This is a genomic window from Bacillus sp. FSL K6-1338, from assembly GCF_038006965.1.
Classification (GTDB): Bacteria; Bacillota; Bacilli; order Bacillales; family Bacillaceae_G; genus Bacillus_A; species Bacillus_A thuringiensis_S.
Genome location: NZ_JBBOWI010000001.1, coordinates 5197791 through 5214275 on the forward strand (window position 1 = coordinate 5197791; position 16485 = coordinate 5214275).

Consider the following 16485-nt stretch of genomic DNA (forward strand, 5'->3'; position numbering starts at 1 on the left):
TATAATAAATACTTTTTATACAAAGTACAACAATAGAAAGTTGATTTACAAAGTTTATATGCGTTAAACTTATACAGATGTTCTTGTAATCTTCTCCCTTTCAAAGGGCTTGTATATATGGTGCAAGACATAAAAAACTTGAGGAGATAAAAATTCTATGATGGAACAAAAGCAACTTGTTTCTGTTGTCATACCTCTGTATAACACGGAAAAATATATTGAAGAAACGATGCAGTCAATACTAGATCAAACATATAAAAACATTGAAATTGTAATTGTAGATGATGGAAGTAAAGATCAATCACCTTCTATCGTGAAAAACCTTGCCGAAAAATATCCGGGTCAAGTAAAGTACGTTCACCAAAAAAACCAAGGTGTTTCAGTAGCTCGTAATACAGGGATTGAAAATGCTAGCGGAGAATACGTCGCTTTCCTTGATAGTGACGACTTATGGCATCCAACTAAAATTGAGAAACAAATCGAGAGTATGCATAAAAACAACATGGACGCGTGCTATTGTGGTTATATGAATTTCTACGAAGAAACAGGCGAAAAGGTTGAGCATACAACAAACTTTATTAAAGGTGATATGGCAAAAGCATTCTTAACACACCAAGTTGTTGCTCAAACAAGTACTTGGATTTTCAAACGCTCTATCGCAATGAATCATAATATCCGTTTTACACCAGGATGTAGCTGGGGAGAAGACTTGGAGTTTTTATTTAAACTAATGAGTGTGACAAATGTATGCTATGTCGATGAATATTTAACATATTATAGAATCTTATCAGAAGGAAATCTTTCTTCTAAATATAAAGATTACGAATTAAAAACAACTAAAGAACTGGAAGTATTCAATCGTATGAAAGACTGGGTACATAATAAATCTCAAGTCTTCATTACGAAAGACCCTCAGTCACTTATTGAGATTCTTGAGACTTATTTATTCCCTTATACGGTTATCAATAATGCTTGTATATACATTAAAGAAAACTCTCAATTAAATAATGCCCAAGTTCAATTAATCAAAAAAGATATAAAGAAATATTGCCGTAAAATCTATTCAAAAAACGGAAAGCGTAGTAAAAAACTATATGCAATGCTTTGGTTTGTACGAATTAAATTTCTGTTTTCTTAAACTGAAAATATAGTACTCACCTCTCTTTCCGTAAACAAATCAAATTTACAAATAGGACAGACAAAAAAGGTCCTAAAGAATAGAAAGGTTTTTTCCCATGAAAACAAATAAGATTCTTAAAAATGCCTCCTACCTATTTGTAGGAAATATTACTGTTCGATTTGTACTGGCTATTGCAACCATTTTCTTTGCAAGATATGTTTCTCCAAGTGATTACGGTATGTTTACAACTGCGTTAGCAGTTTCAGCTGTTATTTGTTACTTTACAGATGCAGGCTTGACACATACGTTTATGCGTGAAGGAACGAGAAGCGATGCTAATATTAGCGTGCTAATAAGTAGTTATTTACGTATTCGTTTAATATTAGCTATCGTAATTTCTGTACTTTTCGCTATTTTTGCCCAGTTCTTCTATCCCGATGCTTACTTACGTGCGATGGTATATTGGGTTGTTCTACCAACAATGTTCGGAGCAACCTTACAAGGTGTTGGGATGGCTTACTTCCAAGTAACAGAACGCATGCAATTTACAGCTATTATTTCTGTACTACAAGGTGTAACAGCTGCTGCTGCCCTATTACTAGGGATGTCTTTCCAATGGTCACTTATGATGGTTGCTGCCATGTACGGGGTATCTAGTCTTGTAACAGGTGTTATCGCCTTTATAATGACAATACGCTATACGAAAGTCCATAAGGGTTGGGATAAAGGTATTTTAGATCAACTACTTATTTTCACAATCAATGGAATCATCATTATGCTCTTACCACAATTGGGGCCTATTATCTTAGAAAAGGTTTCAACATATAATCAAGTTGGATTCTTTGGTGCTGCATCTAAAATACCAGCTGTACTATATCAAATACCGGGAGTAATTGCAGCTGCCTTTTATCCAAGGCTTTTTGCTTTTGGTAATGAGAAAAACATCGAAGAACATAGAAAATTATCAAGTTTTGAATTAAAACTTATGTCTTTTTTAGGAATGGGAATTTCTATCCCCTTTATTGCTGATCCAAGTTTCTGGATTGTTAGTTTATTAGGAGAAAAGTACGCTCCCGCTGGTGACGCTCTTGCTATTTTAGCGTTTATGGTTATTTTACAATCAATTAACTATCCACTAGCCGACAATTTAACAACAATTGGCCAGCAATGGAAACGCGCAACAACAATGACTATTGGATTAGTTGTTGCCATCATAGGTTATATTGTACTAGGTAGTAAATATGGAATGATGGGGGCAGCTGCCGCAGCTATCCTTACCGAAATTACACTATTAATCGGATTTACCCTCTTTATTCGTAAAGGCATGCAATTATTAGTTAAAGGAATTATATTTAATTCCTTAGCCTTTATTATTAGTTACGGTATATACCGAATCGCATTAATCAACTTACCACCATTAGTTGCTTTAACGCTTACTGGTATACTATACGGTATAATCGGGGTTTTAATTGACCCTCAAATACGTGGATTCGTTTTAGGGTTTATAAAACAAAAGCTCATTCGCAAACATGCTTAAAAACAAAAAGTTTTTCCTATTTAAAAATGGAAAAGCTTTTTGTTTTTTTATATACCACTATTTTTCTTCAGTAAAAAAATTCTATATATTCCAGGTCAAATTGACTTACTTTCTGAAAATGCCTTATACTAAATTACATGTAAACTATGAATTTCAACGCCTGTAAAAATATATATGCTTCAACAAAAATATATATTTTCTCATGTTAAAACTAAAGAACACACCTTTAAAAATTGGTGTGTTTTTATATGCTACCTAAAAACAAGTTGCTACATGATAACAACTTTTAAAGGAGGATTATCAATTTTTATGAGCATAAAGCCGAATAATAAGTTCTTTTCCAAGAAAACGATAATAATTATGCCAATATTATTATTGTGTGCTTTTGCTTTTCATTATTTCTTTTTAACATCTAATCAAGCCTTTTCTGGTACAGGGGATGCATTACGCCAATTTGGCTTCTTTACGTTTCTTCTGCAACATGCCTTTAAAGATGGCAACCTTTTCTGGTCTTTTGATTATGGGTTAGGTGGAGATTTATTTGGAGAGTTTAGTTATTATTACAGCACATCACCGTTTTTCTGGATTACACTGTTACTACCTAAACTAAGTCTTGAGCAAGTGTATGACGTGAAATTATACATGAGTATTTTAAAAAACTTTTTAGCTATGTTATTCATGTATGGCTCTTTACGTTACCATAATAAAACAGTATTCTCATCTTTTGTTGCTGCTATTATATATGGTGGCTGTATTACTTTCATCCGCCACTCTTTACTATGGGATTTCATGGCTGATGCCATTGTATTTTTACCATTAGTAATATGGGGACTTGATAAATATATTATTGAAAAGAAGCGCGGACTTTTCCTAATCGCTGCTACTTTAATGTTAGCATCAAACTTTTATTTTGCTTTTATCACAAGTATTTTCATATTCATTTATGCATTATTCCAATACTTTGCGACACAAAAAAATAAAACGATTGTCTCTTTTCTAACTTATTATATTAGAATCGGCTTATTGTACGGACTATCACTCGGTTTAGCCGCCGTTTGCTTCCTCCCATCAGTTAATGCCGTATTTAGCGCCGATCGACTATCAAAAAAGTTTGAGATACCACTATTATTTGAAGATAAATTTTATAAAGATTTAATGGAAAATATTTTCTTCATGTATAGTGCTGAAAATCATCAACTAGCTTTACCAGCTTTAATTTTATTCTTAATCGTATTTGGAATGTTTATACGTGATAAACTCGTTAAAAATAAAGTATTCTTTACTTTATTCATGTTCATTCTGTTTATGCTTCCATATACATATTCTGTATTTAATGGTTTTTCAGCAATGCAATCTAGATGGTTTTATTTATTTGTATTTGTCATTGCCCAAACAATTGCATACATTCTAGATTGGATGATTATTCATAAGAAAGACTACAAATTAACTTATTTAATAAGTTTATTAGTGTCTATTGGATTATTCATTTATGCATTTTATAGAAAAGCAAATATAAATGTAACTGATAAACCTTTACAAGACGTTGATAACATTTTACTCGGAACTGTCGTTCTTTCTGTTATTACAGTATGTTTATGGCGTTATATTTCTAAACCTTTCATACAATTTTTAGTTGTATTGAACATACTCGTTAGCACAATTTCTATGAATTATATGTATGCGAATAATATACTTAGTACCGTTTACGGACAGAGCCAGATTTCAACTGAAAAGTTACACGAACCAGGCTATGATAATAAAGAAGAAATTGCTGCAATTCGCTACATACAAGAAAATGATAAAGACTTTTATCGTATTCTTAATCCATATAGCGAATATAACACACCAATGCTACAAGGATATCATGGCGTAAGTACATATCAAAGCTTGGTTAATTATTATGTCCATGACTTTATGAAAAATAAATATGGCGTATTCCAAATGTACGATACACCCTCAATGTTTTATCAAGCTGATAGTCGACTGCTACTTGAAAATATGCTAGGTATAAAATATCGCGTATTAAGTGCTGATACAGATCCAAAGAATGTACCTTATGGATATAAACTATTACAGCAAGTAGGACCATATAATATTTACAAAAATAACTATACCTTACCGTTAGGGTATGTATATGATTCGGCTATAAGTGAAGAAGAGTTTTCTAAATTAAACTTCGCTCAGCGTGATCAATTATTATTACATGCTGTTGTCGTTAATAATACAAAAGAATTTTCATTAAACCATTTTAATAAACAAGACCTTAAGTCAATGGCAGTATCTATTAAAATGGAAAAAGCAAAATTCGAAAATATGGTAAAAGAAGGAAATAAACTAATTGTTCATGGCTTTGGAAATATGATCGTACCTATCAATTATCCTAATACGCCTGGTGACCTACTGATAGAATTAAAATTGAAAAATACAGGTACATTCAATGCAACTGTTAATGGAAAAACAATCGGAAAAGGTGACGATGCTGGTGCATACTCGTATCCGTTAGAAAGATTTGTTTACAATTTAGGCACTGAGCGTCCAGAAAACCTAACTATCTCTATTGATATGGCAGGTGAGTATGAATTAGGTGACTTACAAGCAAATATCGTAAACTATGAAAGTGTACAAAAAGAAACAAAAAAATTAACTGAAAATAGACTTGAAAATATTTATTATAAGAACAATTATTTAAAAGGGGATATCAACTCAAATAAAGACGGGCTCCTATATTTATCTGTTCCATATAGTAAAGGTTGGACTATAAAAGTTGATGGAAAAGAAAAGGAATTTACGAAAGCGAATTCTGCCTTTATCGGTGTTCCCATTACAAAAGGCTCACATGTAATCGAAATGACTTACGTTACACCTTACTTCAAATTAGGTATGATTATATCAATTATCTCACTAATTATTTGTGTAGCTTTACTAATTTTCACAAATCCAAAAGCACGACGAAAATTTTCTTTTAAAAAGCAATAATGAGCAATCAATGAATCATGAAGCTATCCAATTGGATAGCTTCATATAAAAACGCATAACATTGTTTTAACCCACTACAAACAAGGAGTGTCAAAAATGACTCTTTCAATCGTTGTACCATGCTACAATGAAGAAAAGGTGCTTCGAGCCTTTTATTCAGAGACTTCTCTTGAAATTCATAAATTAACTACCGATTATGAATTTGTTTTTGTTAATGATGGTAGTAAAGATGATACATTAAATATTTTACGTGATTTAGCTAGTTCAGATTCATCGGTACACTATATATCGTTTAGTCGAAACTTCGGAAAAGAAGCTGCAATGTTAGCTGGCTTAAAATACGCTACAGGCGATGCCATTGTTATTATGGATGCTGACTTACAACACCCTCCTACGTTAATAAAAGAACTGTTAGAAGGATATAACGATGGCTACGACCAAGTCATTGCAAAAAGGACAAGAACTGGTGATTCACCCGTTCGCTCTTTCGTCTCTCGTCTTTACTATAAGGTGATGAATAAGTTTGTAGATATTGAATTAGTAGATGGTATTGGTGACTTTAGACTTTTAAGTCGAAGAGCAGTGGATTCATTAGTATCCTTAAGTGAGTACAACCGATTTTCAAAGGGCTTATTCTCTTGGATTGGTTATAACGAATTAATTATTGAATATGAAAATGTATTACGTTCTGATGGAGAAAGTAAATGGACCTTCTCGAAATTATTAAATTACGGAATTGATGGTGTAATTTCATTCAATAATAAACCGTTACGCCTATCTATATATCTTGGATTACTAACAACCATTTTTGGACTTTTATATGTAATCACTACGTTCGTTCAAATTATCCTTGGTGGTGTGGAAGTTCCTGGTTACTTTACTCTCATTTCCGCTATACTATTTATTGGCGGTATTCAACTCATATTCCTAGGTGTTATTGGTGAATATATCGGTCGTATTTATTATGAAACAAAACGTAGACCGCATTTTATTGTAGCTGAAAAGAAAGTTAGTGAAGTTAAACAAAAGGCATAACAAAAAAGTTACTTCTGTAGGTAGAAGTAACTTTTTTATATACTAACATTTACACACCCTTTTTTTGCATAGATATAATCATTTCTTTTAGCCCATTATAATACGAAGTTTTTGGTATATCCCCGATATACCTCTCATATTTCTCCCCGCTTAATACAACTGGTTTTTCCGTCAAATATAGCATTTCCATAAATTCTTTCATCTGCTTATCAAACAAACCAATAAACTGGATCATTCCTCTTTTTACAGTTATTACTCGTTTCGTATATCCCGTTAATTCCCGTATGTGTTGAATCATTTCCTCACCTGTAATAACACCATAACCTGGTATGTTCCAATTTTGTCCATAGGCCTCATCATGTAAAGCTAATTCAACCATTGCTTTTGCACCATCTGGTGTAAAAATATATTCACGGGCAATCTTTTTATCTCCAACAAAGCTAGACATTTTATTTGCAAGTATTCCCTTTAATGTATGATGAACAAGTGTGCTTTCTGCATTTGGACCATAAAAGTCTGGGAAATGAGCAATAAACATTCGTACATTAGCTTGTTTTGCCATCTCTTCAAGTTGTAAACGAATCTTCCCTTTCTTTGTGTGTGGTCTTTTTTTAGCCTCTTCTTTTACAAGCCCTTCCCCTTGCCTTCCATACGCATAAATATTATCAACTATCCCTAGTTTGATACCGTAATGTTTCGATACCTCTAATATGTTTATTAATAATTTCTCTTGCTGTTTCTCCCAATCTGAATACGGAATATTTACAACATGAAATATAATATCAACATCTTTAGCAGCATTCATTATATCCTCTTTTACAAATACATCGCCGGCTACAACTTCTACATGTTTGTTCCCAGAAAATAATGCACCTAATCTCTCCTTATTTCTTGCAAAAGCAACCACATGAATCCCTCGGCCACATAATTCGTTTACAATTGCATAACCCATTGAACCAGAAGCACCTAATACTAAAGCCTTTTTCATTATAAATCCCCTCCTAAATTAATTAACCACTGTTCAATTAATATTAAAAAGAAAATCACTTACATAAGAAGCGATTTTGAAATAAACTCTACATGTACCTTAGCCAAACCTTGTAGTTCTTCAAACGTTTGGCCACTTCTGCAATAATGTGCTACAAATCCATGTAATGATAAAAAAACAGACCATATTATCATCGCATTTAATTCCCCATCACATAAAAAAGAAATAACCTTCGCAAATTTTTCATAACTAACATTAGGACTATTTGCCAAACATTCTTTTAATTCGGCATCTTTAATTAAAAACATAATTTCATAATGACTCTGATTTCTTAGACCAAATTCAATAAAACCGAATAAAACTGCTCTTAGTTGCTCTTCTCTCGATAACTTTTGATTACAAATTTCATCTAACTTTTTGTTTAATAATTGAAAATCCTGTTCCACCATTGCGTAAAATAGCTCTGCTTTGTTTTTAAAATGATAATAAATCGAACCATGGCTATATCCAAGTTCTGTTGCAATTTTGCGCATTGAAGTATGTTGATATCCTTGTGCTATAAATAGCTCCCTAGCTACATTCATAATCATTTCTCTTGTTAGTTCTTGTTTAACTGCTTTCCTTGGCGACATATTTCATACCTCACACATATAATTAACCACTGTTCAATTATATTATATATTTTCAGAAAATTAATGCAACTATTTTTTTGAAAATATATACATTTTGAAATGATGGCATTATATGAAAGAATTTAGTATCATGATTCAAGGTACTATTTCAAGTTGGACGGAGGATACTATGAGCTTATTAACAGTTGAAAAATTAGGACATACATTTGGCGATCGTACATTATTTAAAGATGTATCTATGCGATTATTAGCAGGTGAGCACGTTGGATTAGTTGGTGCAAACGGTGTTGGTAAATCAACATTTATGAATATCATTACTGGTCAGCTTATTCATGACGAAGGTCGTGTAGAATGGACACCAGGCACACATTACGGTTACTTAGATCAGCATACGGTTTTAACGCCTGGACGTACAATTCGTGACGTACTAGCGGATGCATTTTTACCGTTATTCGAAAAGGAAACAGCTTTAAATGAAGTTACAGAAAAAATGGGAACTGCTACACCAGAAGAACTAGAAGAACTTCTTGAGCAAATGGCAGAAATACAAGATGCACTTGAAGCAGGTGGTTTCTATTTACTAGATATGAAAATTGAAGAGGCTGCACGTGGTCTTGGAATTGATGCTATTGGTTTAGATCGTGATGTTTCAGCACTAAGTGGTGGACAACGTACAAAAGTATTGCTTGCAAAGCTATTACTTGAACAACCAGAAGTGTTATTGCTTGATGAACCTACTAACTATTTAGACGTTGAACATATTCATTGGTTAACAACTTATTTAAAAGAATACCCACATGCATTCTTATTGATTTCTCATGATACGGAATTTATGAACAAATGTGTTGATGTTATTTTCCATCTAGAATTCACAAAAATGACACGCTATACAGCGACATATGAAAAATTCCTAGAACTAGCAGAAATCAATAAAAATCAACATATAAACGCTTATGAAAAGCAGCGCGAGTTTATCAAAAAGCAAGAAGACTTCATTGCAAAGAACAAGGCTCGTTATTCAACGACAGGTCGTGCAAAGAGTCGTCAAAAACAACTTGATCGCATGGAACTTATTGATCGTCCGGAAACAGCAATCAAACCTGAATTCTCATTTAAAGAAAGTCGTGCAAGTAGTCGCTTCGTCTTTGAAGGTGAAAATGTAGAAATCGGATATACACATCCGCTACTACCAAAGTTATCAATGACAATTGAGCGTGGTGAAAAAATTGCTATTGTTGGATGTAATGGTGTTGGTAAATCAACGCTACTAAAAACAATCTTAGGTAAAATTAAACCTTTAAACGGTAAAACAAGTCTTGGTGACTTCTTAGAGCCTGCATACTTTGAGCAAGAAGTTAAAGCTGATAATATAACACCAATTGATGATGTATGGAATACATTCCCTGGCCTAGACCAGCATCAAATTCGTGCGATGTTAGCGAAATGCGGATTAAAAAATGAACATATTTCTCGTCCATTAAGTCAATTAAGTGGTGGAGAACAAGCAAAAGTTCGTTTATGTAAGCTAATGGGTGAAGAAAGTAACTGGCTACTATTTGATGAGCCGACAAACCATCTTGATGTTACAGCAAAAGAAGAACTTAAGAAGGCTATGAAAGCATATAAAGGAACAATTCTCCTTGTATGTCACGAACCGGAATTCTATGAAGATTGGATCACAAAGGTTTGGGATGTAGAAAAATGGTCTCAAAATAGTAAGTAATCTTTAATAAAAAACTCCTTGTGTAGACAAGGAGTTTTTTATTAAGAATTTTTTATATTGTAGTATCCTATAAGGCGTAAGCGAAATTCTTTTAATTCCGGATAAACCTCTAAATTTGCTAACATACCTCTAATTACCGGAATTCTTGGATTAAGCAATCGTATTTCCGCCTCTAAAACATCTAATGTTACTAGCAGCTCATCGTCCTCTAATTGATCAGCTAGAGTACGCTTAAATCCAATAATTTCTTTTAAAAAATGCTCTTTAACCTGTTCCTTAATGAGCTCTGATTTACAAAGAAATTCTCCAAGCTTTTCTTCGTGTAAAATAGGTTCTTCCGAAGATTCTACCAAGCCATCTACTAAATTATCTACTCTTTTTAAAATAAAAGCAGAGATGTAAGATAAATCAATTTCTGTTGCTTGTAAAATAATTAATTCTAAATACCCACGGCATATGCCTTCCACCATAATTACTAAATCCAATAAATATGGCATAATCTTTTCATCATAAATGGACAATAAACTATTTCGATAAAATGCATGAGACTCTAACTTCATCCGCATCATAAATTCTTCCACTTCTTTATTAAACGGAATCGCATTTTCTCTCGCATGCATAATAATAAACTCTTTATGCTTTTGTATATCATTAAACTGACAATGTAATTGTTTTGCAAATTTTTCACGTGGTAACAAAGACTCTTGCTCAATATCCAGCATTTTCTTTTGAATTTTGTCATAATAATATCGAAGTGTCGCTAATAAAAGCTCATCTTTTGATTTAAAATATAAGTAAAAAGCTCCCTTAGATATACCACTAGCTGTCACAATTTCCTGCACTGATGTCGCATTTACACCCTTAGTAGCAAATAACTTCATAGCCGATTCTATAATTAAACGCTCTTTTTCTTTCATATCTTCTCTCCTAAATTTAATCTCGCATCTTATTATGGATTTATTATACCATCTCTTTTTATTGACGATTGACCAACTGGTCAGTTATATTATGTATTAGACTGACCAGTTGGTCAATATAATACAAAGGGAGCGCAAACATGAACAAAATCATCAATTTCTCGTTAAAAAATAAGTTCGCAGTTTGGCTACTAACCATTATTGTTACTATTGCGGGAATTTACTCTGGCCTCAATATGAAGCTGGAAACAATTCCTGATATTACAACACCGATTGTGACAGTAACTACGGTCTATCCTGGTGCTACACCAGAAGAAGTAGCCGATAAAGTTTCAAAGCCGATGGAAGAACAACTACAAAATTTAAGTGGTGTTAACGTTGTTAGCTCATCATCTTTTCAAAACGCATCTTCTATTCAAGTAGAATACGATTTTGATAAAAATATGGAAAAAGCAGAAACAGAAATTAAAGAAGCTCTCACAAATGTAAAGCTCCCTGACGGTGTTAAAGACCCTAAGGTTTCACGAGTAAACTTCAATGCTTTTCCTGTTATTTCGTTAAGCGTAGCAAGCAAGAATGAATCTTTAGCTACCTTAACTGAAAATGTAGAGAAAAATATTGTACCGGGCTTAAAAGGACTTGATGGTGTTGCATCTGTTCAAATTGCAGGCCAACAAGTAGATGAAGTACAGCTCGTCTTCAAGAAAGATAAAATGAAAGAACTAGGACTAAGTGAAGATACTGTAAAAAATGTAATTAAAGGATCGGATGTATCTTTACCACTTGGCCTATATACGTTTAAAGACACGGAAAAATCAGTTGTTGTAGATGGCAATATTACAACGATTAAAGCATTAAAAGAACTCAAAATCCCAGCTATACCTTCATCACCTAACGGTCAAGGTAGTCAAAATGCTGGCGCTGGTGCACAAACGCCGCAAATGAATCCAGCTGCTATGAACGGAATTCCAACAGTTACATTAGACGAAATTGCTGAAATTAAAGAAGTTGGGAAAGCAGAATCCATTTCTCGAACAAATGGAAAAGAAGCAATTGGAATTCAAATTGTGAAGGCCTCTGATGCAAATACAGTTGATGTTGTAAATGCAGTAAAAGATAAAGTAAAAGATCTTGAGAAAAAATATAAAGATTTAGAGATCATTTCAACATTCGACCAAGGTGCACCTATTGAAAAGTCAGTTGAAACAATGCTAAGCAAAGCAATTTTCGGTGCTATCTTTGCGATTGTTATTATTATGCTGTTCCTACGAAATATTCGAACAACGTTAATCTCTGTCGTTTCAATACCACTTTCGTTATTAATTGCTGTTTTAGTCATAAAGCAAATGGATATTACGCTTAACATTATGACGCTTGGAGCAATGACAGTTGCTATAGGCCGTGTTGTTGATGACTCAATTGTTGTTATTGAAAATATTTACCGACGTATGTCGTTATCAGAAGAGAAATTGCGCGGAAGAGATTTAATTCGTGAAGCTACGAAAGAAATGTTTATTCCGATTATGTCTTCTACCATTGTGACAATCGCTGTATTCTTACCGCTAGGACTTGTAAAAGGTATGATTGGTGAAATGTTCTTACCATTCGCCTTAACTATTGTCTTCGCTTTATTAGCATCGTTACTAGTGGCTGTTACAATCGTACCAATGCTTGCCCATTCCTTATTTAAGAAAGAAAGCACGAGGGAAAAAGAGGTACATCATGAAGAGAAACCAAGCAAATTAGCAAATGGGTATAAACGTATACTTGAATGGGCTTTAAATCACAAAATTATTACATCTAGTATTGCTGTCCTTCTATTAGTTGGTAGTCTCGCACTTGTACCGGTTATCGGTGTAAGTTTCTTACCTTCTGAAGAAGAAAAAATGATTATCGCAACATACAAACCTGAACCAGGTCAAACATTAGAAGACGTTGAAAAAATTGCAACGAAAGCTGAGAAGCACTTCCAAGATAATAAAGACGTGAAAACAATTCAGTTCTCATTAGGTGGAGAGAATCCAATGAGCCCTGGTCAAACAAATCAAGCTATGTTCTTCGTTCAATATGATAACGACACGAAAAACTTCGAAAAAGAAAAAGAAGAAGTCGTGAAAGATTTACAAAAAATGTCTGGAAAAGGTGAATGGAAAAACCAAGACTTCGGAGCAAGTGGCGGTAGTAACGAAATTAAACTATACGTTTACGGAGATAGCTCAGAAGACATTAAGCCTGTCGTAAAAGATATTCAAAATATCATGAAGAAAAATAAAGACTTAAAAGATATAGATTCTAGTATTGCAAAAACATATGCAGAGTACACTTTAGTCGCAGATCAAGAAAAGCTGAGTAAAATGGGCTTAACGGCTGCTCAAATTGGAATGGGACTTTCTAATCAACATGATCGCCCTGTTCTGACAACAATTAAAAAAGACGGTAAAGATATCAATGTATATGTAGAAGCTGAAAAACAAAATTATGAAACAATCGATGACTTAACAAATCGCAAAATTACAACACCACTTGGTAATGAAGTAGCTGTAAAAGATGTTATGACTGTAAAAGAAGGTGAAACATCGAATACAGTAACACACCGAGATGGCCGTGTTTATGCAGAGGTTAGTGCAAAATTAACATCTGATGACGTTTCAAAAGCATCTGCTGCAGTCCAAAAAGAAGTAGATAAAATGGATCTTCCTTCTGGTGTAGATGTTTCTATGGGCGGTGTTACTAAAGATATTCAAGAATCATTCAAGCAACTTGGCCTAGCGATGTTAGCTGCGATTGCCATTGTATACTTCGTTCTTGTCGTTACATTTGGCGGTGCCCTTGCACCATTCGCAATTTTATTCTCGCTACCATTCACAATTATTGGGGCCCTTGTTGCCTTATTAATCTCTGGTGAAACATTAAGTGTATCTGCAATGATTGGGGCGCTTATGTTAATCGGTATCGTTGTAACAAACGCAATCGTGCTTATCGACCGCGTTATTCATAAAGAAAATGAAGGTTTATCAACACGTGAAGCTTTATTAGAAGCTGGTGCAACACGCTTGCGTCCAATTTTAATGACTGCAATTGCAACAATCGGAGCTCTTATCCCGCTTGCATTAGGATTTGAAGGTAGCGGCTTAATTTCTAAAGGACTTGGTGTAACAGTAATTGGTGGATTAACAAGTTCAACGTTATTAACACTTCTTATTGTTCCAATTGTTTATGAAGTATTAAGCAAATTTAAAAAGAAAAAAACAAAATAGCAAAAAAATAACCTCGCTAACTGCGAGGTTATTTTTTATTTCCAAACAAGATTAAGAAATCGCCATAACCTTCTTTCTCTAATTCCTCTTTTGGAATAAATCTAAGAGCTGCGGAATTAATGCAGTAACGAAGCCCATTCGGTCCTGGACCGTCTGGAAATACATGCCCAAGATGCGAATCTCCCTCTTTACTTCTCACTTCTGTACGTGTCATATTATGACTCACATCCATCTTTTCTTTCACACTTGCTGACATAACTGGTTTTGTAAAACTAGGCCATCCACATCCACTATCAAATTTATCTAGAGAAGTAAACAACGGCTCACCTGAAACGATATCTACATAAAGACCTTCCTCTTTATGGTTCCAATACTCATTTCGAAATGGTGGTTCTGTACCATTTTCCTGTGTTACATAAAACTGCATCTCATTGAGTTTTTCTTTTAAATGAGCATTATCCTTTGGCCAATGTTCCTTAATAAAAGCATCTCGTCCTGAGCCTTTACGATATAACTCATAGCGGAATGTGTTTTTCTTATGATATCCTTGGTGATATTCTTCAGCTGGATAAAATGTAGCTGCTGGTAGTATTTTTGTCGCAATTGGTTTCGAAAAGCGCCCACTCTGCTCAAGCTCTTCTTTTGAAGCTTCTGCTTTTTTATGTTGTTCTTCATTATGATAAAAAATCACCGTTTCATAAGACTGTCCGCGGTCATGGAATTGTCCCCCAATATCGGTCGGATCAATTTGTCTCCAATATATATTTAACAATTCCTCATACGGCATTTTATTTGCATCAAATGTAATTTGTACCGCTTCATAATGTCCTGTTGTTTCCGAGCACACTTCTTTATACGTTGGGTCCTCTTTATGACCGCCTGTATAACCTGAAATAACCTGTATAATTCCCTCCATCTCTTCAAATGGAGAAACCATACACCAAAAACACCCTCCAGCAAATGTAGCCAATTCTACCTTTTCATTTACAGCCATTACTTCACCCCTATTCTATATTCTCCTTACAGTATGGCATAAGAAACATAATGTTATAAAAGAAAAAGCATCGAACATCGATGCTTTTTCTCTACTTCACTTTATTTTGTTCCAACATCCTTCTCCATTTCATCACTTGTCACATCTAAGACATCTAATAAGAAAATGAAAATTGGAATACCGATAATCAGTCCCCATACACCTAAGAAGTGCTCTGAGAAAATTAATACCATAAAAGTATAGAAAATCGGTAAATTTGTTTTTTGCGACATAAACTTCGGATTTAATACGTAACTTTCAAGCGCATGAATAACTGTTACGATAACTAAAATATAAACAACGTACATAATACCGCCAATATTGTAAGCAATCATACAAAGTGGGAATAACGAAATGATAACCCCCGCTACTGGAATTAAGCCAAGCAAGAAAATCATTAACGCTAAACCTAATAATTGTGGGAATCCTAATATCCATAATGCGATAACTGAAAGAACACAGTTAACAACAGCAATTAAAAATTGCGCTTCGATTACCTTTCCAAATGAACGTGCAAATTTCTTTCCGAAGTACTCAATTTCAGTATAGAAAATTGCAAGCCTGCTTTCTTTAAACTTTACAGTAAAACCAACAATACGAGATTTTTCTAGTAAGAAAAACAAACTCAAAATTAAAGAAAGTAAAACTTGAAGGCCAAATTTACCAACATTCGTAATCGATTTATACAAAATGTCTACGCCTTGTCCTACATATTTAGAAAGCTCCATATGATTGACAGCATTAACTGCATACTTAATTAGTTCACTATCTGGTGGGTTTCTTAAAAATACATTGAATTGGTAAATCAATTGTGAAATTTGTATCGTTAATACTGGTAAATATTTAAATAGCGTAATAGCAATTCCACCAATTAACATTACATATAGAAATGCTATAATAATTTTTCGATTAATAGGCATGAAATGATCTAATTTGCGGGAAATAAACTTTTGGAATCGATCCATTAAATACGTGAGAATAAACGTAATTAATATTAAATTCAACATACTTTGCAGCCCGTATAACACGAGAGCAAGTATTACTAATACGAGTAACCTCTGAAATCCTTTGCTTTGAAACAGGTTTTTTATTTGCATAATCGACGAATACTCTCTCCTGTCCTATAAACTAAAACGTTAATAAGTAGATTTCTCTCTTTTCTACTTTTAAATTATTCATTCATATTAAGATTTTTATAAACTCATTATATGCCTATCTTAACAGGTATATAGTAGATTACTTCTTATTTTACAATACAATGACCTAA

11 protein-coding genes are annotated in these 16485 nt (G+C 33.6%); 6 read left to right on the plus strand and 5 right to left on the minus strand.

Features of this window, described 5'->3' with window-relative positions:
- Positions 1-157 precede the first annotated feature (157 nt).
- The 4 genes from NZ044_RS26735 to NZ044_RS26750 all read left to right on the plus strand — a co-directional run bounded on the left by NZ044_RS26735 (position 158) and on the right by NZ044_RS26750 (position 6668).
- A complete protein-coding gene (locus NZ044_RS26735) occupies positions 158-1138 on the plus strand; it encodes a glycosyltransferase family 2 protein (protein ID WP_079246223.1) in 981 nt (326 codons plus the stop codon).
- A gap of 97 nt (positions 1139-1235) precedes the next feature.
- Positions 1236-2657: an oligosaccharide flippase family protein gene (locus NZ044_RS26740; protein WP_000856134.1), complete on the plus strand. Its 1422-nt coding sequence runs from the start codon at positions 1236-1238 to the stop codon at positions 2655-2657.
- A gap of 309 nt (positions 2658-2966) precedes the next feature.
- Positions 2967-5633 (plus strand): YfhO family protein, encoded by a 2667-nt coding sequence (locus tag NZ044_RS26745; protein WP_340950051.1) that lies wholly within the window; start codon positions 2967-2969, stop codon positions 5631-5633.
- 96 nt (positions 5634-5729) lie between these two features.
- Complete coding sequence (locus NZ044_RS26750; protein WP_000175828.1) at positions 5730-6668, plus strand: glycosyltransferase family 2 protein; 939 nt, start codon at positions 5730-5732, stop codon at positions 6666-6668.
- A gap of 49 nt (positions 6669-6717) precedes the next feature.
- On the opposite strand, the gene NZ044_RS26755 is transcribed toward NZ044_RS26750, so the two are convergent.
- Both NZ044_RS26755 and NZ044_RS26760 read right to left on the minus strand, forming a co-directional pair.
- Positions 6718-7656: an NAD-dependent epimerase/dehydratase family protein gene (locus tag NZ044_RS26755; protein WP_000709952.1), complete on the minus strand. Its 939-nt coding sequence runs from the start codon at positions 7654-7656 to the stop codon at positions 6718-6720.
- A gap of 59 nt (positions 7657-7715) precedes the next feature.
- The gene (locus NZ044_RS26760) at positions 7716-8288 is read right to left on the minus strand and encodes a TetR/AcrR family transcriptional regulator (protein ID WP_000074952.1); all 573 of its coding nucleotides are present in this window, start codon (positions 8286-8288) and stop codon (positions 7716-7718) included.
- 169 nt (positions 8289-8457) lie between these two features.
- Between NZ044_RS26760 and NZ044_RS26765 the strand changes: the two genes are divergently transcribed.
- A complete protein-coding gene (locus NZ044_RS26765; protein ID WP_002083531.1) occupies positions 8458-10011 on the plus strand; it encodes an ABC-F family ATP-binding cassette domain-containing protein in 1554 nt (517 codons plus the stop codon).
- A 41-nt stretch (positions 10012-10052) separates the two neighbouring features.
- Here the strand turns inward: NZ044_RS26765 and NZ044_RS26770 are convergent, their stop codons facing one another.
- Positions 10053-10928 (minus strand): TetR/AcrR family transcriptional regulator, encoded by an 876-nt coding sequence (locus tag NZ044_RS26770; RefSeq protein ID WP_098506357.1) that lies wholly within the window; start codon positions 10926-10928, stop codon positions 10053-10055.
- 140 nt (positions 10929-11068) lie between these two features.
- Between NZ044_RS26770 and NZ044_RS26775 the strand changes: the two genes are divergently transcribed.
- Positions 11069-14185: an efflux RND transporter permease subunit gene (locus tag NZ044_RS26775; RefSeq protein ID WP_001033480.1), complete on the plus strand. Its 3117-nt coding sequence runs from the start codon at positions 11069-11071 to the stop codon at positions 14183-14185.
- Positions 14186-14213: 28 nt separating this feature from the next.
- Here the strand turns inward: NZ044_RS26775 and msrB are convergent, their stop codons facing one another.
- The gene (gene msrB / locus NZ044_RS26780) at positions 14214-15179 is read right to left on the minus strand and encodes a peptide-methionine (R)-S-oxide reductase MsrB (protein WP_000290172.1); all 966 of its coding nucleotides are present in this window, start codon (positions 15177-15179) and stop codon (positions 14214-14216) included.
- Between the two features lie 101 nt (positions 15180-15280).
- Positions 15281-16315, minus strand: coding sequence for an AI-2E family transporter (locus NZ044_RS26785; protein WP_001166012.1), 1035 nt, complete (start codon positions 16313-16315; stop codon positions 15281-15283).
- Positions 16316-16485: the final 170 nt, after the last annotated feature.